The organism is Streptomyces niphimycinicus, assembly GCF_018883605.1.
GTDB lineage: Bacteria > Actinomycetota > Actinomycetes > Streptomycetales > Streptomycetaceae > Streptomyces > Streptomyces niphimycinicus.
This window is the reverse complement of the sequence record NZ_JAHLEM010000057.1, coordinates 24429-47176: the sequence shown is the minus strand read 5'-3', so window position 1 is coordinate 47176 and position 22748 is coordinate 24429. Positions and strand designations below refer to the sequence as shown.

At 71.2% G+C, this 22748-nt stretch carries 13 protein-coding genes; 3 read left to right on the top strand and 10 right to left on the bottom strand.

Annotated features, from left to right (window positions below):
• Window positions 1-109: 109 nt before the first annotated feature.
• Window positions 110-895 carry an alpha/beta fold hydrolase gene (locus tag KN815_RS07475; RefSeq protein WP_216340956.1) on the bottom strand — a complete coding sequence of 262 codons (786 nt, stop codon included), beginning with the start codon at window positions 893-895 and terminating at the stop codon, window positions 110-112.
• A 159-nt stretch (window positions 896-1054) separates the two neighbouring features.
• Between KN815_RS07475 and KN815_RS07470 the strand changes: the two genes are divergently transcribed.
• The gene (locus tag KN815_RS07470) at window positions 1055-1939 is read left to right on the top strand and encodes a helix-turn-helix domain-containing protein (protein ID WP_216340955.1); all 885 of its coding nucleotides are present in this window, start codon (window positions 1055-1057) and stop codon (window positions 1937-1939) included.
• 130 nt (window positions 1940-2069) lie between these two features.
• On the opposite strand, the gene KN815_RS07465 is transcribed toward KN815_RS07470, so the two are convergent.
• Together KN815_RS07465 and KN815_RS07460 are read right to left on the bottom strand one after the other, a co-directional pair.
• Window positions 2070-2540 (bottom strand): nuclear transport factor 2 family protein, encoded by a 471-nt coding sequence (locus KN815_RS07465; protein WP_216340954.1) that lies wholly within the window; start codon window positions 2538-2540, stop codon window positions 2070-2072.
• Between the two features lie 190 nt (window positions 2541-2730).
• A complete protein-coding gene (locus tag KN815_RS07460; protein ID WP_216340953.1) occupies window positions 2731-3729 on the bottom strand; it encodes a PhnD/SsuA/transferrin family substrate-binding protein in 999 nt (332 codons plus the stop codon).
• Between the two features lie 438 nt (window positions 3730-4167).
• On the opposite strand from KN815_RS07460, the gene KN815_RS07455 reads away from it, so the two are divergent.
• A complete protein-coding gene (locus KN815_RS07455) occupies window positions 4168-12711 on the top strand; it encodes a type I polyketide synthase (RefSeq protein ID WP_216340952.1) in 8544 nt (2847 codons plus the stop codon).
• A gap of 222 nt (window positions 12712-12933) precedes the next feature.
• Here the strand turns inward: KN815_RS07455 and KN815_RS07450 are convergent, their stop codons facing one another.
• Genes KN815_RS07450 through KN815_RS07425 form a run of 6 tightly spaced genes read right to left on the bottom strand, consistent with a single transcriptional unit; the run spans window position 12934 to window position 18767 of the window.
• The gene (locus KN815_RS07450; RefSeq protein ID WP_253208815.1) at window positions 12934-13242 is read right to left on the bottom strand and encodes an O-linked N-acetylglucosamine transferase; all 309 of its coding nucleotides are present in this window, start codon (window positions 13240-13242) and stop codon (window positions 12934-12936) included.
• A gap of 49 nt (window positions 13243-13291) precedes the next feature.
• Entirely contained in the window at window positions 13292-15358 is a 2067-nt protein-coding gene (locus KN815_RS07445) for a carbamoyltransferase family protein (protein WP_216340950.1), read from the bottom strand.
• A 52-nt stretch (window positions 15359-15410) separates the two neighbouring features.
• Window positions 15411-16523: an HAD-IIIC family phosphatase gene (locus tag KN815_RS07440; protein WP_216340949.1), complete on the bottom strand. Its 1113-nt coding sequence runs from the start codon at window positions 16521-16523 to the stop codon at window positions 15411-15413.
• Window positions 16520-17632, bottom strand: a complete 1113-nt coding sequence (locus tag KN815_RS07435; RefSeq protein ID WP_216340948.1) for an acyl-CoA dehydrogenase family protein — start codon at window positions 17630-17632, stop codon at window positions 16520-16522. The genes KN815_RS07440 and KN815_RS07435 overlap by 4 nt, the downstream gene beginning before the upstream one ends.
• Window positions 17629-17904, bottom strand: coding sequence for an acyl carrier protein (locus KN815_RS07430; protein ID WP_216340947.1), 276 nt, complete (start codon window positions 17902-17904; stop codon window positions 17629-17631). The genes KN815_RS07435 and KN815_RS07430 overlap by 4 nt, the downstream gene beginning before the upstream one ends.
• Entirely contained in the window at window positions 17901-18767 is an 867-nt protein-coding gene (locus tag KN815_RS07425) for a 3-hydroxyacyl-CoA dehydrogenase family protein (RefSeq protein WP_216340946.1), read from the bottom strand. The genes KN815_RS07430 and KN815_RS07425 overlap by 4 nt, the downstream gene beginning before the upstream one ends.
• A gap of 244 nt (window positions 18768-19011) precedes the next feature.
• Here KN815_RS07425 and KN815_RS07420 point away from each other — a divergent pair, with 244 nt between their 5' ends.
• On the top strand, window positions 19012-19668 hold the full coding sequence (locus KN815_RS07420; RefSeq protein ID WP_216340945.1) for an O-methyltransferase: 657 nt from the start codon (window positions 19012-19014) through the stop codon (window positions 19666-19668).
• 99 nt (window positions 19669-19767) lie between these two features.
• Here the strand turns inward: KN815_RS07420 and KN815_RS07415 are convergent, their stop codons facing one another.
• Window positions 19768-22530, bottom strand: coding sequence for a helix-turn-helix transcriptional regulator (locus KN815_RS07415; RefSeq protein WP_372458285.1), 2763 nt, complete (start codon window positions 22528-22530; stop codon window positions 19768-19770).
• Window positions 22531-22748: the final 218 nt, after the last annotated feature.

Genomic DNA, 22748 nt, shown 5'->3' with positions numbered 1-22748 from the left:
CGGAGGCAGATGAGGTTCACGAACGCGTCCGAGTCTCACAAGATCGCTCCACAATAGGCACCGCGCCCGGGCGGGCCGGGCGCGGTGCGGCGGACGAGCCGGGACCCGGTCAGCGCTTAATGGCCGTGAGGAAGTCTCCGAGGGCTCGCGCCACGGCGCCGGGGGCTTCCGCGGGGAGCAGGTGGCCGGCGTCAGGGACGGTCGTCAGGGTCGCGTGCGGAATGTGGGGCAAGAGGTGTTCGCGCAGGATGTGCGGCGGCTCCACCATGTCGTTCTCCGCGGCGAGCACCGTCACCGGCACCTCGATACGCCGTGCGGCATCGGTGATGTCCCGCGCGATTCCGTGCAGGGGCCACTCCTGCCGGGCCTCGGCGCCGGAGGCGAGGCTGTCGCGCTCCGCGGTGGCCCGCACCGCCTCGGGCAGCGGTGTGGCGGTCAGGACATGGTCGAGGGCGTGCGCCACCGTCTCGGCCGAGTCGTAGGCGTGTGACAGGCCCTGCCGGTACTCCTCGGTCACCATGGCGGGTGGCTGGGGCGGCGCGGGCGCGACGAGCACCAGACCGGCCAGACCGGCCGGTCGGCGGGCCGCGACGAGCTGGCTCGCCTTGCCACCCATCGAGTGGCCGACGAGGACGAACGGCCCCGATACCCGCTCCTCGATCACACGGACGAGATCGTCGGCGAGCTGGTCGAGGTGATAGGGCCCGGGCAGCGCCCGCGAGGTGCCCCAGCCGCGCTGGTCGAAGCGGACCGTCGCCTGCCCGGGCGGCAGGTGGCCGAGCACACCGTTCCAGGTGTCGGCGGAGCCGCCCCAGTAGTGGGCGAACACCAGCGTCGGGCCCGTATCGCCCCCGACTCGCACATCGAGCGACCCGCCCGCCACGGGAACACTCATTGTCATTTCCATCATCTTCGCGCCTTCCCTCTCGGCCACGGAAGACGACACCGTCATCCTGCCGCAGCTCTGAACCAGTAACCTGAACTGCCGATCAGGCCCGGAATCGACCGTAGGCGAGGGAGTGTCCACTCCTTGACGGAAAGGAACACGTTCATTGTGGAAAACGGACACAGTGCGGTGCGGCAACTGCGCTACCTGCCTGCCGTGGGATCGGCGTACGGGGTGGAGGTCCTGGATTTCGCCGCGCTGCGTTCGATGGACACCCAGCGCCGTCGTACCCAGCCGCAGCGCCCCGACTTCCATGTGTTCGCACTGATCGGCTCCGGAACCGGCGCCCATGAAGCGGACTTCCACAACTACCGGCTGGGGGAAGGCGGCGCCGTGTGGATCCGGCCGGGCATGGTGCACCGCTGGAGCGATATCGACGCCTGCGACGGCCCGCTGATCCTCTTCCGGCCCGGTTTCCTTTCCGGCTTCACGGCGGCAGAGGCCACCACACCGGCGAGCTGGCATCTGGACCAGCAGCGGCTGTCCCTCGCCCTGCTCGCGGCCGAACATCTCGGCCGTGAGCACAGCACGGCAGTGCACACACCACGCCTGGCCTCCCCCGCCCTGCTCTCCCACCTGCTGGCGGCACTGATCCTGCGCGCACTCCCGGGCACACCGCCCTCGGCCGAGGCGGCAAGACCCGGCAGCCGGCCTACCGAAGTGTTCCGCGTCTATCGGGCCACCGTCGAAGGGCGCTTCACCGAATGGCACCAAGTGGCCGACTACGCGAGGGCGTTGGGCTACGACGTACGCACCCTCACCCGGGCAACGCGTGCCGCCACTGGCACGGGCGCCAAGGCATTCCTCGACCAGCGCATCCTGCTGGAGGCGAAGCGGCTGCTCGCCCACACCGATCTGCCGGTCAGCGGCTGCGGCCGACGCCTCGGCTTCCGGGACGTCGGCAACTTCACCACGTTCTTCCGGCGGCAGACCGGCATGCCCCCCGCCGCGTGGCGCGCCGCGTACAGCATGGGCGGCACACGCGGCGCCTGACTCGCCCTCAGTGGCCGGGCGGGGTCTGGAGAGTCACTGTTGCGGGGGCAGATGCCGCAATCCGTCCTCCAGCAGGGCGAAGGCGTGTTCCAGCAGGGCGAAGGCGTGTTCCACGTCGGCCACGGCACCCCTACGCGAAGGCCCTGAGGGTGTCCTCGCCGTCGGTCCACCAGACGCCGAGCCGCTGGCGGACCAGGAGCCAGCCGTCCGGGCCCCGGCGGAATTCCCAGTCGTAGGGGCCGCCCATGGAGTAGGGGGAGGAGGTGTTCCCGGATTCGGTGACGGCGACGAACCACATGTAGCCGATCCCCGTCGCCCGGTCGCCCGCCACGTCGACGTGCATATTGAGGATGTGATGCTGCATGCTCGCGTAGGGTGATTCCACCTCCTCCACCTTGGCCCGGACCGCCTCTTTTCCGTGGATCTTCTCCCACGGCCCGAACTCCAGCACCGCGTCCTCGACCCAGCATTCGATCCAGGTCTGCCAGTCCTTGCGGTCCAGCGCCCGCCATCCGCGGATCATGAGGGCGTGCAGGGCTTCCTTGTCCTCCAGTGCCTGGAGTCTGCGGGCCAGGCTGTCGTAGTCGGCGGTCGCTGTCATGACGGGCCTCTTTCGTCCATGGGTGCTGATCGGTCCTGCCCGACCGAGTCTGGGCCGGTCGAGCACCGCCGACCAGGCCGAACGCCGCCTAGGAGCACCGCACCCAGGCGGCACGCCGACGGGCTCATGGAGGGGCAGTTGGGCCACGACCAGGGGGTGACCGACCCCGGGCGGTCAGGTCTCCAGCAAGTCAGGTCTCCAGCAGGTCGTGGGTGAAGATCTCCTCGATCGTCCAGCGGCGTGCGGTCAGGCCCTGTTCGTGGTGGTAGCGCAGCAGTGTGTCGAGGGCCGCGCGGTTGGCGGCCACGCCGTAGGGCCACCAGTCCTCGGTCATCAGCTCCGCGTTCTCCTCGTACAGCGCGTTCAGCCAGGGCACCATGAACGGGGCCTCGTACAGTCGCCGTCCCTGCCGGTACCGCCGGGCTCCTGCCTCCTTCGCCGCCAGAAAGCCCTCGTAGACGGCGCGGGCCAGCCAGGGATGCCGCGTGAGCAGCTCGCGCCTGACGACGACGGTGTGCATCATCGGGAAGATCCCGGTGCGCCGGTAGTAGTCCCGCTCGCGGGTTTCGAAGTCCGGAAACAGCCGTGTGACGTGCGGCGATCCATCGAGTACGGACTGCGGCACATTGGCGGTGAACAGGGCGTCGAGCTCCCCCGAGTCGAGCATCGGGCCCAGCGCCCTGCCCTCCGGTGCCGCGCTGATGTCGATGCCGTCCGGCCACACCTGCGGGACGAAGTCGAACGGTGGCGCGGGCTGGTCGAGACCGCCGATGACCCAGCGGTTCTCCTCGGGCCGGAAGCCGTATTCGTCCATCAGGATGCCCTTGGCCCACACCCCCGAGTCCTGGCCGTAGACGCCGAACTCGCCGATCGTCTTTCCCACCAGATCGGCGGGGCCGCTGATGCCACTGTCCCGGTTGACGAAGACACATGAATGCCTGAACACCCGGTTGGGGAACACCGGGAGCGCGATGACATCGGCCACACGCTCCAGCGCGCGCAGATAGAAGGTCATGCCGAACTCCGCGATATCCACCTCGCCGTCGAGGAGGAGCCGGAACACCTCCGGCAGCGTCGCCCCCGTCGCCATCTCCACGTTCGAGACCCCGGGAATCTCGGCGGTCCCGTCGAACAGCGCCTGGGTCGTGTCGTACCGGAACGTACCGATACGCAAGTCCAGCTCCGGCATGCGTGCCTCCCTCGATCGCGGCCGGCCTCGCCGCACCGGCCCTGTACAGCGCCGGTTCCCGTGCCGGTGCGAGCGGGTCGCCCCACACCGAGACCATGCGCCCGAACCACCGTAAGTCCGCAGGACGGGGCGGCGCGGCCACCGCGCACCATCGGGGCGGCCGGAGTTGCCGAAGACCCCTCATTCCCCCTGACGGCCGCTGCCGCCACCGTGGTCAGGGGGAATGAGGGGGATGTTTAGGGGACGGCCCGCTCGCCGCCGGAACAAGAATCACAACAACAGCAGCGAGCTTCCTCAAGCTCGTTGGAGCTTTCTCTCCCGGGCCTTCTTTCCCTTGGGCCGCGCAACCGGAGCGCGGCTGTCCCGCGCAAGGGGCGATCCCGCGCGGGCCGGTCGCTCCTCCCGCGCGCCCTGCTTCGAACCGAGAGGTGTGGCGGCATGCTACGGACTGACCTGATCCGGCCGGTGCCCGAACTGCTCCGGGCCAACGCGGATCGCTTCGGTGACAAGCCGGCCTGTTCCGACGGACACCGCACGGTCAGCCATGCCGAACTCGAACGCCGTACCCGGCGGCTGGCCGGTCATCTCGCTGGACTGCGGCTGCACCCCGGCGACCGCGCCATGATCTGCCTGGGCAACCGCGTCGAGACGGTGGAGAGCTATTTCGGCGTTCTGCGGGCGAACGGCGTGGCGGTGCCGGTCAACCCGCGTTCGACCGATGCGGAACTCTCCTATCTGCTCGCCGACAGCGGCGCCCGGCTGGTGCTCACCGATGTCGCCCACGCGGACCAGTTCGACCGGCTGCGGGAACGGTTCCCGGAGCTGAGGGTGGTGGTCAGCGGGGACGGACCGCTGCCGAAGGGCTTCATCGCGTTCGAGCCGCTGCCGGACACGGAGCCAGACCTGGCGGCCCGCGACGACCTGGGCCTGGACGAAGTCGCCTGGATGCTCTACACCTCGGGCACCACGGGCCTGCCGAAAGGCGTGCTGTCCACACAGCGGAACTGCCTGTGGTCCCTGGCCGCCTGCTACGTACCCGTGACGGGGCTGACCGCCGAGGACCGTGTGCTGTGGCCGCTGCCGCTGTTCCACAGCCTTTCGCACATCGTGTGTCTGCTGGCGGCCACCGCCGTCGGGGCCCGCACCCGGATCGTGGACGGGGTGTCGACCTCCGATGTGCTGGACGCGCTGCGCGAGGAGCGGTCGACCTTCATCGCCGGAGTGCCGACGCTCTACCACCATCTGATCGAGGCGGCCCGTGAGCGCGACCTCGCCACGCCCGAGCTGCGGATCGCGCTCGTGGGCGGGGCGGTGGCCACGGCCGACCTGGTCAGGTCGTTCGAGGCCACCTTCGGAGTGCCACTCGTCGACGCCTACGGATCCACCGAGACCTGCGGCGCGATCGCGGTGAACTGGCCCACCGGCCCACGGGTCGAGGGGTCGTGCGGGCTGCCGGTGCCGGGGCTGACGGTGCGGCTGGTGGACCCCGACAGCGGTGTCGACGTTCCGGCCGGGCGGGAAGGCGAGTTCTGGGTGTCCGGGCCGAACATCATGGCCGGATACCACAACCAGCCGGAGGCGACGGCCGCGGCGCTGCGCGACGGCTGGTACCGCACCGGGGACCTCGGCCGCCGTGACGAGGCCGGATTCTGCACGGTGACCGGCCGGATCAAGGAACTGGTCATCCGGGCCGGGGAGAACATCCACCCCGGTGAGGTCGAGGCCGTGCTGCGCACCGTGCCCGGTGTGGCGGACGCGGCCGTGGTGGGCAAGCCGCACGCGGTGCTCGGCGAGGTTCCGGTGGCCTTCGTGGTGCCCGGCCCGGACGGCTTCGACCCGGCGGCGCTGCTGGCCACGTGTCGTGAGCGGCTGTCGTACTTCAAGGTCCCGGAGGAGATCTACGAGATCGCGCGGGTGCCGCGCACCGCCTCGGGGAAGATCACCCGGCACGTACTGCTGGAGCTGCCCGCACGGCTGCGGGCCGCCGGGGACGGCCAGTACGACTCGCTGCTGCGGCTGGACTGGGTGCCGCAGTCCGCGCTGCCGGACGCCCCGGCCGGGACCGGCACCTGGGCGCTGGCGGACGCGGACGCGCTCGGGGTCGGGGTCGGGCTCGCGGAGGGGCTGCGGGCGGCGGGGGTGGACCTGTCCGATCCGGTGTCCGATCCGGTGGCCGGTTACGTGGCCGATGTCGCTGGAGATGACGGTGCGGCTCCGGACGTGGTCGTGGTTGCGCCTCAGGTGGTGGGCCGCCCCGAAGAAGCGGGGGTCCCCGACGAGGCCGAGGCCACGGTTGACGAGGGCGTCGACCGGCTGGCGGCCCGGCTGGGCACCTGGCTGGCCGACGACCGGCTGGCCGGGACGACGTTCGTGGTGGCCACCATGGGCGCGGTGGCCACCGGCTCCGAGGAGAACGCACCGGAGCCGCTGTCGGCCACGCTGTGGGGTGTGGTGCGCTCGCTCCAGGCCGCCTACCCCGGCCGACTGACGCTGGTGGACGTGGACGTGGACGTGGACGTGAACGGCGGCGGGGGCGGGGCCGGGGCCGGGGTCGGGGTCAGGGAGGACGGTCGGGTGGCCGCGCTGTTGCGGGCCGTCCGGGACGGGCACGACCAGGCGGCGATCCGTGGCGGAGTGCTGCTGGTCCCGCGCCTGACGCGGATCTCGGTCCCGGCGGAGCCGGGGCCCGCCCCGGCCCTGGACCCGGACGGACTGGTCGTGATCACCGGTGGCGACACCGCCCGCGGCACCGCGCTGGCCCGCCATCTGGTGACCGCGTACGGCGCCCGTAACCTGCTGCTGCTCAGCGCGAATGGCCTGCCGGAAGAGGCGGCGGCCGCGTTGCGGACCGAGTTGGCGCGGGACGGGGCCCAGGTCTCGATGGCGGTATGCGACCCGGCCGACCGGGCGGCGCTGGACTCGGTGCTGGACGCACAGGACCGGCCGGTGACCGCTGCCGTACACATCGAGGAGCCGGGTCCGGAACGGTCGCTCGCCACCTCGCTGCGCGGCATGACACACCTGGAGGAACGGACGCGGACGGCCGAGCCGACGCTGTTCGTCGTCGTCACCTCCGCCGCGGGGGTGCTGGGCTCGCCGGGTCGCCCGGACCGGGCGGCCGCCGACCAGTTCGGCGAAGCCCTGGTGCGGCGGCGCCGGGCGCTCGGTCTGAGCGGGCTGGCTCTGGCTTGGGGCCCGCTGCCGGGCGAGCAGGGCACGGCACCGGTGGCCGGTGCCGTTCCCCTGCCCGAGGCGCTGGCCCTGTTCGACGCGGCGCTGACGGCTGGTCAGGGCCCGCTGGTGCTGCTCAGGCCGAGTACGACGGGGCCGGCGGGTGGCGAGCCGGTGCCCGCGGTACTGCGTCACCTGGTGGACGCGCCGTCCGTCGTACCGGCGTCGGACGAACCCGCCGCCGCGGAGTTCCGGCGGCGGCTGGCCGCCGAGAGCGAGTCCGGCCGCCGGCGCATGGCGCTGGCGCTGGTGCGCGAGCACGCCGCGGCGGCGCTGGGGCTGGCCTCGGCCGACCCGGTCGAGGCGGACCAGGCGTTCAGCGCGTTCGGCTTCACCTCACTGACCGCGGTCGCGCTGAGGAACCGGCTGAACGCGGCCACCGGGGCACGGCTCGCCGCCACGGTGGTCTTCGACCATCCGACCCCCGCCGGGCTGGCACGCCATCTGGTGCGGGAGATCACCGGGAAACGAAGCGTGCGGGCGCCGGCGCGGGCGCGCGGGGTGTCCGACGAGCCGGTGGCGATCGTGGCGATGGGCTGCCACCTGCCGGGCGAGGTCGCGACGCCCGAGGACCTGTGGCGGCTGGTGGCCGACGGGCGGGACGCGATCGCCGGGTTCCCGGAGGACCGGGGCTGGGACCTGGCCGGGCTCTTCGACTCCGACCCGGACGCCGTGGGCAAGTCCTACGTACGCGAGGGCGGTTTCCTCACCGGCGCGGGCGGCTTCGACGCCGCCTTCTTCGGCATCTCGCCCCGTGAGGCGCTGGCCATGGACCCGCAGCAGCGGCTGCTGCTGGAGACCGCGTGGGAGACCTTCGAGAACGCCGGAATCGACCCGGGTTCGCTGCACGGCACCGACGTCGGTGTGTTCAGCGGAGTGATGTACCACGATTACGGGGCCGACGCCGGGACGGCGGCGGAGGGGCTGGAGGGGCATCTCGGCGTGGGCAGCGCGGGGAGCGTCGTCTCCGGGCGCGTGGCTTACGCGATGGGCCTGACCGGGCCCGCGGTGACAGTGGACACCGCCTGCTCGTCCTCCCTGGTGGCGCTGCACCTGGCGGTTCAGGCGGTGCGTACGGGCGAATGCTCGCTGGCGCTCGCCGGGGGTGTCGCGGTGATGAGCAGGCCGACGTCGTTCATCGAGTTCTCCCGCCAGCGCGGCCTCGCCCCCGATGGCCGCTGCAAGTCGTTCGCGGAAGGCGCCGATGGCACCAACTGGTCCGAGGGTGTCGGGTTGGTGTTGCTGGAGCGGCTGTCCGATGCCCGCCGCAATGGGCATGAGGTGCTCGCCGTGGTCCGTGGCACGGCGGTGAACCAGGACGGGGCGAGCAACGGCCTGACCGCGCCCAACGGCCCGTCCCAGGAACGGGTGATCCAGCAGGCGCTGGCGAACGCGGGGCTGACGGTGGCCGATGTGGACGCGGTGGAGGCACACGGCACGGGAACGAGTCTCGGCGACCCCATCGAGGCCCAGGCGCTCCTGGCCACCTACGGGCAGGAGCGCCCGGAGGGTCAGCCGCTGTGGCTGGGGTCGTTGAAGTCGAACATCGGGCATGCGCAGGCGGCGGCGGGCGTGGCCGGTGTCATCAAGATGGTGCTGGCCATGCGGCACAACACACTGCCGAAAACGCTGCACGCGGAGCGGCCCACTACGCAGGTGGACTGGGCGTCGGGTGCGGTGTCGCTGCTGTCCGAGGCCCGGCCCTGGCCGGAGACGGGACGCCCTCGCCGCGCTGGAATCTCCTCCTTCGGCGTCAGCGGGACGAACGCACACGTGGTCCTGGAGCAGGGGCCGCCTGAGGTGGCTGTGCCCGAGGCGGAGGCGGGCGCTCCTGGGCTGGTGGCCACAGGCGGCGTAGTGCCATGGGTGCTGTCCGCCAAGAGCCCTGCGGCGCTGCGGGCTCAGGCAGAGCGTCTGGTCAGCCACCTGGAATCCGGGGAGACTCCGCGTGCGGTGGACGTGGGCTGGTCACTGGCCACCACCCGGGCGACACTGGAACACCGCGCGGTCATCCTCGCCACGGATACCGAAGACGGCATCGCCACCGCCCGCGCTCTGGCGGAGGGACGGCCCGACCCGCTCCTGGTCACCGGACAGACCAGGACGGATGGCAAGACCGTATTCGTCTTCCCCGGCCAAGGAGCCCAGTGGGTGGGCATGGGAGCACAACTCCTCAACACCTCGCCCGTCTTCGCCACCCGGCTGCGCGAGTGCGCCGACGCGCTGGCCCCGTATACCGACTGGTCCCTGGTGGACGTCATCACCGGCGCACCCGATGCCCCTTCGCTCGACCGTGTCGACGTCGTACAGCCCGCCACCTTCGCCGTCGTCGTCTCCCTCGCCGCACTCTGGCAATCCATGGGTATCCACCCCGACGCCGTCATCGGCCACTCCCAAGGCGAAATCGCCGCAGCCTGCGTCGCCGGACACCTCACCCTCGACGCCGCAGCGAAAGTCGTGGCTCTCCGCAGCCAGATCATCGCCGACCACCTCGCCGGACACGGCGGCATGATGTCCCTCGCCACCCCCGCCGACACCATCGACCTCTCCAACTGGCACGGCAAACTCTGGATCGCCGCACACAACAGCCCCAGCGCCACTGTCGTCGCCGGTGACGCCGAGGCCCTGCACGAACTCCACGCCCGCTACACCGACCAGGGCATCCGAGCCCGCATCATCCCCGTCGACTACGCCTCCCACACCGGCCACGTCGACACCATCAAAGACCAACTACACCACGCACTCGACAACGTCACCTTCGAACCCGGAACCATCCCCTGGCTCTCCACCGTCACCGGACAGTGGATCGAACCCAACACCATTGACGGCAACTACTGGTACCGGAACCTCCGCCAAACGGTGCAGTTCCACACCGCCATCACCACCCTCGCCGACCAGAGCTACCGCACCTTCATCGAAGTCAGCCCCCACCCCGTCCTCACCACCGCCATCCAAGAAACCCTCGAAGCCAACGACACCTCCAACACCACCATCACCGGAACCCTCCGCCGCGACGACGACACCCCCACCCGCCTCCTCACCAACCTCGCCCACCTCACCACCCACGGAACACCAGTCAACTGGCCCACCCTCTTCACCGGCACACACCCCACCCGCATCCCCCTCCCCACCTACCCCTTCCAGCAGGAGACGTTCTGGCTGGACCGCAGCGGCCCCGGCGATGTCCGTGCCGTCGGCCTGGAGGACACCGGCCATCCGCTGGTCGGCGCCGTGGTGAGTGTGCCCGACACCGATGGTGTGCTGCTCACCGGGCGGCTCTCCCTGCGCACCCACCCCTGGCTGGCCGACCATGCCGTCTCCGGCACCATCTTGCTTCCCGGTACGGCGATGGTGGAGCTGGCGGTGCGGGCCGGAGACGAGGCGGAGGCCCGTGTCCTGGAGGAGTTGGTCATCAGTCGGCCGATGGCGGTGCCGGACGAGGGGACCTTGCACGTCCAGGTGCTGGTCGGTGGCGAGGAAGGCGACGAAGGCGGGCGCCGCAAGGTCGGGGTCTACTCCCGCCCCGAGGGCATACGGCAGTGGACCGAGCACGCCACCGGCACGCTGCTGACCGGGGGAACCGCCACCGCGGCGGCCACGACAGCGCATCCGTGGCCGCCCGAGGGGGCCGAACCCGTCGCCCTCGAGGGGTTCTACGAGCAACTGGCCGAGGCGGGGTACGAGTACGGCCCGGCGTTCCGGGGCCTGAGCGCGGTGTGGAAGCGGGACGACGAGGTGTTCGCCGAGGTGGCCGTGCCGGAGGACCAGACCGCGGTCGCCGGACGGTTCGGCATCCATCCGGCGTTGCTGGACGCCACTCTGCACGCCGGGAACTTCTGCTTCGAGTCCGGCGGCGACCGGCCCACGATGCTGCCGTTCGCCTGGACCGACGTGCGGCTCCATGCCGTGGGCGCCACCGCCGTACGGGTGCGGGCGACGGCGTCCGGCGCGGACGGGCTGTGTGTGCAGATCACCGATCCGCACGGACTGCCGGTCGCCACCATCGGCTCGCTCCAGCTCCGGGAGACCACGCCCGAGCAGTTGCGGGCCCTCTCCGCCGCCCCAGGCGGCAATGGCCTGTGGGCGGTCGAATGGGCCGAATGCGGGCTCGACGGCACGACGGAAGCACAGTGGGCAACGCTCGGGAAGCCGGTCGGAGAGAGCCGACTGCCGGATTCCCCGCCGCACTATGCCGATGTTTCCCAGGTCGTGGCGGCGGCCGGGGAACGGCCCGCGGCACTCGTCGCCGACGTGTCCGCATGGGCTCCCGAGAACACCGGGCCGCCCATCGACCGCGCCCACGCGCTCTGTGCCCGAGTCCTCGATCTGCTGCGGCAATGGGTGGACCGGCCCGAGCTGGCGGGCACCCGGCTGGTGATCCTGACCCGCGGCGCCATGGCGGTCCACGACACCGCCGAGGTCACGGATCCGGCCGCCGCCGCGGTCTGGGGCCTGGTCCGCTCGGCCCAGTCCGAACACCCCGGCCGGATCCAGCTCATCGACATCGACGAGCACTCCCACCACACCCTGCCGACAGCCCTCACCGCCACCGATCAACCCCAACTCGCCCTCCGCGACGCCACCGCCTACACCCCCCACCTGGCCCCCGCGGCCACCCCAACGCCCGAACCCCTCACCCTCGCCCCCGAGGGAACCGTCCTCATCACCGGCGGCACCGGCACCCTCGGCGCCCTCACCGCCCGCCACCTCATCACCCATCACAAGGCACGCAACCTCCTTCTGGTCAGCCGCCAGGGTACGGACGCCCCCGGCGCGGACCGGCTGAGCGCGGAGCTGACCCGGCTCGGTGCCCGTATCCGCATCGCCGCCTGCGATGCCGCCGACCGCGACCAGCTCGCCACCGTCCTCGCCGACATCCCCGCAGACCAGCCGCTGACCGCCGTCATCCACACCGCCGGCGCCCTCGACGACGCCCTGCTCACCGATCTCACCCCGGAACGCCTGGGCACCGTCTTCCGTCCCAAGGTCGACGCCATCACCCATCTCCACGACCTCACCCGCGACCATGACCTCGCGGCCTTCGTCATCTACTCCTCCGCCACCGGCGCGCTCGGCACCCCCGGCCAGGCCAACTACGCCGCCGCCAACACCTACGCCGACGCGCTCGCCCAGCAGCGCCACGCCGCCGGGCTCCCCGCCACCTCACTCGCCTGGGGCCTGTGGGAAACCACCAGCGCCCTCACCGCCGGGATGTCCACCACCCATCAGCAGCGCACTCGCCACAGCGGTGTCATTCCCCTGACCGACGCCGACGGCATGCGCCTCCTCGACACCGCGCTCACCACCCACCAGCCCCACCTGATCCCCCTCAAGCTCGATCGCACCGCCCTCCGGAACAGCGCCGCCTCCCACACCCTCCCGCCCCTGCTGCGCACCCTGGCGCAAAGCCACCACCGCCCCACCGCCCACACCACCCCCCGGACCGCCACCGCCCCGCCCCTCTCCGAGCAACTCGCCGCCCTCGATCCGGCCCAGCGGCTCCAGCACCTCACCGCATTCGTCCGCGCCGAAGCGGCGGCCGTGCTCGGACACGCCACTTCGGACGCGGTGGGGCCGGACGATCCGCTCTTCGAGATCGGGTTCGACTCTCTGACCGCGGTGGAACTGCGCAACCGGCTCAACGCGGCCACGGGCCTCCAGCTCCCGGCGGCGTTGCTGTTCGACCACCCCACCCCGGCGATGGCCGCCGAGCACCTCCAGGAACAGCTCGCGCCGAAAGACGCCTCCTGAGGACGCCTCCTGAGGACGCCTCCTGAGACAGACAACGACGTCCCCGGCCGCCGTGGCGGCCGGGGACGCTGCCGTAGGGGGCTCCCTCGCTCTCCTCAGCCAGGCCGCAGCCGTACGCCGTACGCCGTACGCCGTGCAACATGGCTGGTCCCTTCCCTCGCTTTCGTTGAGGGAAGGGACCAGTTTCACTGACGGGTTCTACGGCCCGGCGGCCGTTGCTCGTTACGTGTCCGAGGTGACGCTCTCCCCGGCCCGGGCCGCGCGGCGGCGCTCGTCGCCCGCCTTGATCAGGGCGTACCTGACGGCCAGCGCCGCCGCGTTGACCGCGTGCAGCGCCTCCTGGGCGGCGGTGTCCGGCTGTTGCTGTCCGGTGGCGGCGGCCGAGGTGGACTGTGCCGCCTCCAGGCAGGCGACGCACGCCTCCACGAGGGCGTCCGGCCGCCCGCCGGCCCGGCCCAGCTCCGTCAGCAGCCGGGTGATCTTCCGGTGCACTTCGCCGACCGGGTCCGCCGCCATCGGGTCCGTCACCATCGGATCAGCCACCCTCGAATCAGCCGTCCTCGGGTCCGCCGCCATCGGGTCAGCGCCCCCGCGCACCGTCGTCCGCGGGCCCGTGGCCCGTCGGGAGGTCCCCGGCCGGGGCCAGGGTGAGGAAGCGCTGCTCCCACAGGGCGAACACCTCGGTGGCCAGTGCCTCCGAGAGTCCGCCGACGGTCTTGGCCAGATCCCCGAGGGTGGTGGTGCCGTCGACCGCGCCGAGCAGTTCGTACAGCTCGGGCGAGACCTTCGCGGACGGGCCGCCGTCGTAGTCGAGGTGGATCTCGTGGGTCCTGGCTCCCGCCGAGGCGTCCGGACCGGCCGTCCTGCGCTCGACCAGCCGGGTCACCGGCCGGAACCGCGGCACCAGAACGCCCAGGTCGGGCGCGGGTTTGCCGCGTACCAGGCAGTCCTCCACCACCAGGACGTCCAGGTCGGTGGTCAGGAAGCTGGTGACCACGTCGTCGAGGCTCTGCACGATGGGTTCGGCGTTGTTGTTGAAGGAGGTGTTGAGGAGCACGGGGGTGCCGGTCAGTTCGCCGAACCGCCGCACCAGGCGGTGGAACCGCTCGCCCGATTCGGCGGAGACGACCTGCACCCGGGCGGTGCCGTCCACGTGGGTGACCGCGCCGAGTTCCGTGCGCCGCTCCGGCAGCACCGGCACCACGAAGGACATGAATTCGTGGTTGCCGTCGGCGCCGGAGAGGTCGAAGTAGTCGCGGGCGGCTTCGGCGGTGACCACCGGGGCGAACGGCCGGAAGCCCTCGCGCTTCTTCACCATCGCGTTGATGCGGGTTCGGTTCTCCTCGGGGCGGGCGTCCGCGACGATGCTGCGGTGGCCCAGGGCGCGTGGGCCGAACTCGGAGCGCCCGTACGCCCAGCCGAGCACCTGTCCCTCGGCGAGGAGTCCGGCCGCGGTCTCCACGGCGTCCTCCGGGAACTCCACATCGATCAGCGGCGCCCAGTCTGCCAGCCGGGCCCTGATCTGCTCCCGGCCGCCCATTGCCGGGCCGAGGCTCGCGCTGAGCAGCCGTTTCCTCGGCCGCTCGAGCGTGCCGAGGCTGGCCGCGGCGGCGTAGGCGGCGCCCTCGCCCGCGCCCGCGTCGTGCGAGGCGGGGTGCACGAACACCTCGTCGAAGAGCCCGGACTTGAGGATCAGCCCGTTGAGGCTGGAGTTGTGGGCGACGCCGCCGCCGAAGCACAGGCGGGACTGGCCGCTGGTCTTCGCCCAGTATTCGAGGATGTGCAGCACGATCTTCTCGACCGTCTCCTGGAGCGCGGCGGCGAAGTCGCGGTGGGCTTGGGTGAACGGTTCGCCCTTGCGGCGCGGCCGGAAGCCTTCGGCGTAGAAGAGCGGGCTGACCAGGTTCGGCACCATGATGTTGCCGTGCAGCTCGTACTCGCCGTTGTCCTGGAGGGTGTAGAGCTTGGCGAAGGTGTCGCGGTAGGTCTCGGGGTTGCCCCAGGGGGCCAGGCCCATCACCTTGTACTCGTCGCCGAAGCCGTAGCCGAGCAGATAGGTGGCGTTCAGATAGAGCCCGCCGAGCGACTTGGGCACCGGGTAGTCGGCCAGCTTCTCCAGGTGTGTGCCCTCGGCGCGGTAGACGGTGCCGGAGTGCAGTTCGCCGCGGCCGTCCAGCACCAGGACCAGCGCGGAATCCATGCCGGAGTGCAGATACGAGGAGTACGCGTGCGCCTCGTGGTGCGGCACGTACACCAGCTTCTCGTCCGGCAGGTCCCAGCCCAGGCCCTCCTTCAGCCGCTGCCGGATCAGCTCCCGGGAGTAGCGCAGGGGGGCCCGCGGATATTCGGTGTAGAGGTGGTTGAGGACGGTGTCGATGTGGTTCTCGGGGAAGTAGTAGCCCACCGCGTCGACGTCCTCGGGCCGCGCACCGGCCAGGGCCAGGCACTCACGGACCGCGTTGAGGGGAAATTTGGTTGTCTTCTTGATCCGGTTGAGCCGCTCCTCCTCCACGGCGGCCACGAGTTCGCCGTCGCGGATCAAGGAAGCCGCCGAGTCGTGAAAGAACACCTCGCCGAGCTGCGGCACCACATCGGTGTCCGCGGCGGAGAAGTTGCCGTTGAGCCCGAGCACAAGCACAGTGATCACCCAAACCAGTCGGAGGCGAACGCGAGGATGCGGGGCGGAAGACGCCCGCCGGTCACCGGGAGCGCGGCAGCGCCGGGTCGGCCAGCTCGGGCGCCGTCAGCCGCGGCGTCGTCGGGGCCGGCTGGAACGCGGGGGTGAGGTGGAGGCGTTCGACCCCCTCCTCGTCGGGGACCGCGAGGGCGGCGGTGCAGGCGCAGGTGGTGTCGGCGAACCCGGCGAAGCGGTAGGCGACCTCCATCATCCGGTTGCGATCGGTGCGCCGGAAGTCGGCGGCCAGGTGCACCCCGGCCTGTGCCGCCTGGTCGGCCAGCCAGTTCAGCAGGGTGGACCCGGCGCCGAAGGACACCACCCGGCAGGAGGTGGCGAGCAGTTTCAGATGCCACACCGCGGGGTGCCGTTCCAGCAGCACGATGCCGACGGCGCCGTGCGGGCCGAACCGGTCGGCCATCGTGATGACCAGCACCTCGTGCGCGGGGTCGGTGAGCAGTCCGCGCAGTACGGAGTCGGGGTAGTGGACGCCGGTGGCGTTCATCTGGCTGGTGCGCAGGGTCAGTTCCTCGACCCGGGACAGCTCCCGGTCCGTGGCGCGGGAGATGCCCATCCGTATGTCGAGCGTGCGCAGGAAGTCCTCGTCGGGGCCGCTGAACTCGGCCCGCTCGGCGTCACGGCGGAATCCGGACTGGTACATGTTCCGGCGCTGCCGGGAGTCCACGGTGACCACGGCGGGGCTGAACTCGGGCAGCCCGGTGAGCCCGGCCAGGTCCTCGGCCGGGTAGCAGCGCACCTCGGGGAGCCGGTAGGCGACCTCGGCCCGTTCGGCGGGCTGGTCGTCGACGAACGCCATGGCGCGGTCGGCGAAGTTCAGCCGGTCCGCGATGGCGCGTACGGATGCGGACTTGGGGCCCCAGCCGATATGCGGCAGTACGAAGTACTCGGCGAGGCCGAGGGCCTCCAGGCGCTCCCAGGCGTGGTCGTGGTCGTTCTTGCTGGCGATGGACTGGAGAATGCCGCGTTCGTCGAGGGTGGTGATGACATCGCGCACCCACTCGAAGGGCAGCACCTCGCCGTCTTCGAGCAGGGTGCCGCACCACAGTGTGTTGTCCAGGTCCCAGACGAGACATTTGACGGCCGTCGGCGGCTCGCTCACGGGCTTCCCCTCCGTCATGCTTGCACCTTCTTCCGCATGTGCTGGGCGAGGACGAGCTGGCAGATCTCGCTGGTGCCCTCGATGACTTCCATCAGCTTCGCGTCGCGGTACGCCCGGGCCACCACATGGCCGTCGGATGCGGCGGCCGACGCCAGGAGCTGTACGGCGCGTGCCGCGCCCTCGGCCGCCTCGCGGGACGCGACGTACTTCGCGTGCACCGCGTGGACCGCCATCTCGGGCGAGCCGGTGTCCCAGGAGGCGCTGGCGTGTTCGCAGGCCCGGGTGGCGTGCCGTTCCGCGACGTACAGCTCGGCCAGGTGCCGGGCCACCAACTGGTGCTCGGCGAGTTTGCGGCCGGACTGTTCCCGGGTGGCGGTGTGCGTGGCGGCGGCGTCCAGGCAGGCGCGCAGGATGCCGACGCACCCCCAGGCCACGGACATGCGCCCGTAGGTGAGGGCCGCGGTGGTCGCCAGGGGCAGCGGCAGTCCGGTGCCACCGAGTACATGGCCGGTGGGCACCCGGACGGCGTCCAGGGTGATGTCCGCGTGTCCGGCGGCGCGGCAGCCCAGCGGGTCCGGCACCCGCGTGACGCTGACTCCGGGGGCCTGGGCGGGCACGACCACGGCCGCGGCGCCGCCACGGTATTTCCCGAACACCACGAGCAGATCGGCGTAGTGGGCGGCGGTGATCCACACCTTGCGCCCGGTGACGACCACGTGTGTGCCGTCGTCGGCGATCTCGGTCTCCATCGCGGCCAGGTCGCTGCCCGCCCCGGGCTCGCTGAATCCGACCGCCGCCAGCTCACCGGAGGTCAGCCGGGGCAGAAAGGTGGACCACTGTTCCGCGCCGCCCAGCCGCCGTACGGTCCACGCCGCCATGCCCTGGGATGTCATCACGCTGCGCAGCGAGCTGCACCGGGCGCCGACCGCCGCGGTGAGCTCCCCGCCCGCACGGCTGTCCAGTCCGGCGCCGCCGTGCTCGGCGCCGACCTGCGCGCACAGCACACCGGAGGCGCCGAGTTCGACCAGGAGGTCGCGGGGCAGCTCCCCGGCCAGGTCCCAGGCGTCCGCCCGGTCCCCGATCAACCCGCTGACCAGCTCCGTATGGCTGGTGGCGGCGTCGGTCACGGCTGTGCCCCGCGCAGCCGCAGGACCATCGCGGTCATCGCGTTGACCGTGCGGAAGTTGTCCAGCGCCAGGTCGGGGCCGGTGATCACCACGTCGAAGGTCGACTCCAGGTGTACGACCAGCTCCATGGCGAACATCGAGGACACGGCGCCGGAGCTGAACAGGTCGGTGTCCGGGTCCCAGGTCTGCTTGGTGCGCCGTTCGAGGAACTGCTGCACCTCCTGCGCCACCGTCTCGGCGGTGTGGCTGCCCGGCTCGGATGAGATGGTCACGCCAGTTCCTTCCCGTATGCGTAGAACCCGCGGCCCGACTTGCGGCCCAGGTGGCCGTCGCGGACCTTCTTCAGCAGCAGTTCGCTCGGCGCGCACCGGGAGTCGCCGGTGCGCTCGTGCAGCACGCGCAGCGAGTCGGCGAGGTTGTCCAGGCCGATCAGGTCCGCGGTGCGCAGCGGCCCGGTGCGGTGGCCCAGGCAGTCCCGCATGAGGACGTCCACGGCCTCCACCGTGGCCGTGCCCTCCTGCACCACCCGGATCGCGTCGTTGATCATCGGGTGCAGCACCCGGCTGGTGACGAACCCCGGCCCGTCGCCGACGACGACCGGCTTGCGCTCCAGCGCACGCAGCAGATCCGTCACGGCGGTCATCACCGCTTCCCCGGTCCGGGGGCCGCGGATCACCTCCACCGTGGGGATCAGATAGGGCGGGTTCATGAAGTGGGTGCCCACCAGCCGTGCCGGATCGGCGATATGACCGGCCAGTTCGTCGATCGGGATGGAGGAGGTGTTCGAGATCAGCGGCACCCGCGCTCCGGTGAGCCCGGCGACCGCTTCGAGCACCTTGGCCTTGGTGGGGGTGTCCTCGGTCACGGCCTCCACCACGGCGGTGGCGTTCCGGCCGTCGGCCAGGGACGCGGTGACCGTCAGCTCGCCCTGCGGGCGGCCGGCCGGCAGGGCTCCCATGAGCTGCGCCATGCGGAGCCGTTCGGTGACCGCGGCCCGGGTTCGGCCGGCCTTGGCCTCGTCCACCTCGACGACCGTCACCGGGATTCCGTGCCCGACGGCGAGAGAGGTGATTCCCAGTCCCATCGTTCCTGCGCCCAGCACCGTGAGCCGCGGCGCTTCCGCATCTCCGCTCATCAATCGCCTCCGCAGCGCGTTTGTGAACAACGTGCCGACCATGACACGCGCTTCCGCGTTCACGGTATTGTCCGGGCGGTCACCCAAATCCCCTAAGGATCCCCCCTATACCCCCCTCAGCCGGAATATGAGTTCCAGCATTCCGGAAGACGCCATTGCGCGGCGTGTCGACGGATTCTTAGCATGGGCCGCATTGCCTTTCCCTGGTCCTTCCCTTTTCAGCTTTGCGGGGTGCGGAAATCCGATGGCTCAGCAAGTCGATGTGACCGAAGAAATTCTCGGATATGTCCGGGAACTGTCCCTGCGCGATGACGAGATCCTGGCCGGGCTGCGGGCGGAGACCGCGGGTCTGCCCGCCGCCCAGGCCATGCAGGTGATGCCCGAGGAGGGCCAGCTTCTCGGGCTGCTGGTGCGGCTCGTCGGCGCCCGTTCGGTGTTGGAGATCGGCACCTTCACCGGTTACAGCACGCTGTGCATGGCGCGGGCCCTGCCGGCCGGCGGCACGCTGGTGACCTGCGATATCACGGCGAAGTGGCCGGGGCTCGGCCGCCCGTTCTGGGAGCGCGCCGAGGTGGCGGACCGCATCGACGTGCGCATCGGTGACGCCAAGGAGACACTGGCCGGACTGCGGCGGGAGGGCCGGGAGTTCGACCTGGTCTTCATCGACGCGGACAAGGCCGGATACGCGCACTATTACGAGGAGTCGCTGGCGCTGCTCCGGCGCGGCGGGCTCATCGTCCTGGACAACACCCTCTTCTTCGGCCGGGTGACCGACCCCGCCGCGCAGGACGCCGACACCGCCGCCCTGCGCGAGGTGAACAAGCTGCTCCGGGAGGACGGACGCGTCGAGATCAGCATGCTCACCGTGGGTGATGGCATCACGCTCGCGGTCAAACGCTGACCAGGTGGCTGGGGTCCGAACGTCCGACGGCCATGTTCCGGGGCTCTGCCGGGACATGGCCGTCCGCGCGGCTCCGCGGTCAGGCGCGCGACGCCGCGGTCACGCCAACTCCATCCGGTCGGCGTACAGTTCGGTCGGCAGTTGCTCCCGGTGCTTGATGTCCAGCTTGCGGAACACCCGGGTCAGATGCTGCTCCACCGTGCTGGCCGTGACGTACAGCTTCCCGGCGATCTCCCGGTTGGTGTAGCCCATGGCGGCCAGCGACGCGACCCGCCGTTCGGAGTGTGTCAGCCGCTCGATCGCGGTGTCCGACTTCGGCGTCGGCCCGGTGGCATGGCCCTGGTCGTCGGCCGGCAGCCACTCCTCGTACAGCGACGCCGCGTCGCACATCTTCGCCACATGCCAGGCCCGGCGCATGGTCCGGCGGGCCTGCTTCTTCTCGCCGAGCGCGTGGTACGCCTGGCTGAGGTCCCATAGCGTGCGGGCCAGCTCGTACTTGTCCTCCTGCTCGGTGAACAGGCCCACCGCCTCGCCCAGCAACTGCGGCCGCCGCTTGGCCGAACTGGTGGCCGCCAGAAGGCGTAACGACTGTCCGCGGGCCCGGGCGCCGTCCGTGTGCGGACGGCTGAGCTGCTGGTACACCAGGATTCGGGCCTGGTCGTGGTTGCCCTGCGCCAGCCATGCCTCCGCCGCCCCGATCCGCCACGGCACCGGGTCGCAGCCGCTGCTCAGCCCCCAGTCGGTGAGCAGTTCGCCGCAGAGCAGGAAGTCCGCGAGCGCGGCCTGGTGGCGGCCCGCCGCCAGGAAGTAGTGGCCGCGCGCGTACAGGTAGTGCAGTCCGTAGGAGCTTTTGAACATGGCGTTGGGCACGGTCTGCGCGACGTGGAACCCCGCCTCCTCGTGCCGCCCCATCCGCGTACACGCCAGGATGAGGGCGCCGAGCGGCAGCCCGATGGCGACACCCCAGGCGCCGGGGGAGGCGTGGGTGAGGGCGGCGCGGGACCGCTCCGCGGCCTCGGCGAGGTCACCGCGGCGCAGTGCGATCTCCGACCTGGCGGCCGACAGCACCGCCTGCCGCATCGGGACGTGCGGTCCGCCACCGGTCTCGCCGAGCGCACCCTCGCACCAGGCGGACGCCAGGTCGTTCCGGCCGCCGTAGACCAGGGCGAGCAGGGCGAACAGTCCCGCCTGCTCATGGCATGCCGGGTCGTGTCCGAGCTGGAGTTCGCGCAGCACCTCCTCGGCCCGCCGGACGGTGTCATGGCTCTGCCCTCCGGTGAGCACATCGGCCAGGACCGTACCGGCCCGGGGCCACACCGCCGCCCGTGTCGCCGCGGCGCCACCGTGGTGTGGCGGTGCCGCCCGCCGCTCGGCCAGCCAGGGATAGGTGCAGGTGAGTGCCGCCTCGATGGCATGGAGCTGGTCGGTGGCCGCGGGGTCCGCGCGCAGATGGGCGAGCAGCCCCTCCACCTCGCTCAGTCCCCCCTTCCACAGGAGTTGCATGAGCAGGGTGACGCTGTCGGGGAGGCCGAGCCGGCCGGCCCGGACGGCGCCGTACAGCGGTGCGTGGTGCCGCGTGGCGGTGGACGGATTGATCTTCCACTCCGCCTCGGCGAGCTTCGCCCGCAGGGCGGCGCGGCGCTCCTCGTGCGGGCATTGCTCGAAGGACTGCTCCAGCAAGTCGACGGCGATGGACGCCTCTTCGCCCACCGCCACCTGCTCGGCCACTTCCAGAAGCACCTCGGCCGACCACGAGTCGGGGATCTGCCCGGCCCGCACCAGGTGACGGGCGATGGTGGTGGCGGGCCTGCCCTGGTCGTGCAGCAGCCGCGCGGCTCGCTGATGCAGGGTCCTGCGGGCCTGCGCGGGCATGTCGTTGAGCACGCTCAGCCGGGCCGTCTCCTGCCGGAACGCGCCCTCGTCCATCAGCCCGGCGCCGGTCAGCGCCGCGAGCACCTGGCTGATGGGCTCGGGTTCGTGTCCGGTCAGCCAGGCGAGGTCGGCGGCGGGCAGGGCGGAGTCCACCACGGCCAGCGCGCGCACCACGTCCAGGAAGATCGGCTCATTGCGGTGCAGACAGCTCAGGAAGGACTGGCCGTAGCCGGTCTGGCGGGCCTCGCCGTGCTCACGGTAGTCGGAGAGCAAGGTGTGCAGCAGCAGCCGGTTGCCACCGGTGGCGGCGCGGATGTCGCCGACGTGGCGGCGCGCGGCCTCCCCCAGCTCCGCCACGACCACTTCGGCCACCTGGCCCGGGGAAAGGGGGCCCAGGCCGATGCGGCGCAGGTGCTGGGCGCGCAGCAGTTCGTAGCGGAGCGGCAGGGACGAGGGCAGGCTCAGGTCGTCGGTGAATACGGCCGCGATGCGTGCCGAGTCCAGGCGCCGCACCAGTTGCAGAAGGAAGTGTGCGGAGGCCGGGTCGCTGTGCCGGACATCGTCCACGGCCAGGAGCAGTGGTGTGTCTTCCGCGTGGTCGATCAGCGAGGTGCACAGCCGGTGGCACAGCCGGGCGATCCCGGCCTGGTCCACCGGATCGCCGGCCCCGCGGAGGATGTCCGGCAGCCCCGGTACCTCGGGGGGCCCGCCCGGTGACTTCCAGGCGCCACGGGCCAATTGCGAGACGACACCGAAGGGAAGGTCCCGCTCACTGGGGGAGCATGTGGCGGTGATGGTGAGATAGCCGGATTCCGAGGCCCGTTCGGCGAACGACCGGAGCAGGGTCGTCTTCCCGCATGCCAGCGGTCCGTCCACGAGAAGAGCCTGCCCGGGCCGCACCAAAGAGTCACCGAATTGATGTCCGAGGTGCACCGCGGTATTCAATACCCCGCCCAGCGGACGGGAATTCCGCTCGGTATTCACCGGCATGGCATAGCTGTAGGGCATGGTGATGGTCCCCGATCGAGGTCGACGGAATGCGGACTCGCGGCCCTTGAGTCAGACCAAATTGTTGATCGGGACACGATTCCATCAGCACGCCCCTGCCTGCCTCAACCCCTACCGGAAGCTCCGCCCCCTAACCGGCCCCAGCACATCTCGTTCTCGTCATCGGGCTGTTCAGTTATCGGTGGCGGGCGCCGCACGGT

Excerpts from the sequence above, each read along its gene's own strand:
- KN815_RS07465 (WP_216340954.1), bottom strand. The coding sequence starts at position 2,540 with ATGACAGCGACCGCCGACTACGACAGCCTGGCCCGCAGACTCCAGGCA.
- KN815_RS07425 (WP_216340946.1), bottom strand. The coding sequence starts at position 18,767 with ATGAGCGGAGATGCGGAAGCGCCGCGGCTCACGGTGCTGGGCGCAGGA.
- KN815_RS07475 (WP_216340956.1), bottom strand. The coding sequence starts at position 895 with ATGAGTGTTCCCGTGGCGGGCGGGTCGCTCGATGTGCGAGTCGGGGGC.
- KN815_RS07420 (WP_216340945.1), top strand. The coding sequence starts at position 19,012 with ATGGCTCAGCAAGTCGATGTGACCGAAGAAATTCTCGGATATGTCCGG.
- KN815_RS07460 (WP_216340953.1), bottom strand. The coding sequence starts at position 3,729 with ATGCCGGAGCTGGACTTGCGTATCGGTACGTTCCGGTACGACACGACC.
- KN815_RS07440 (WP_216340949.1), bottom strand. The coding sequence starts at position 16,523 with ATGACGGAGGGGAAGCCCGTGAGCGAGCCGCCGACGGCCGTCAAATGT.
- KN815_RS07415 (WP_372458285.1), bottom strand. The coding sequence starts at position 22,530 with ATGCCGGTGAATACCGAGCGGAATTCCCGTCCGCTGGGCGGGGTATTG.
- KN815_RS07455 (WP_216340952.1), top strand. The coding sequence starts at position 4,168 with ATGCTACGGACTGACCTGATCCGGCCGGTGCCCGAACTGCTCCGGGCC.
- KN815_RS07450 (WP_253208815.1), bottom strand. The coding sequence starts at position 13,242 with ATGGTGACGGACCCGATGGCGGCGGACCCGGTCGGCGAAGTGCACCGG.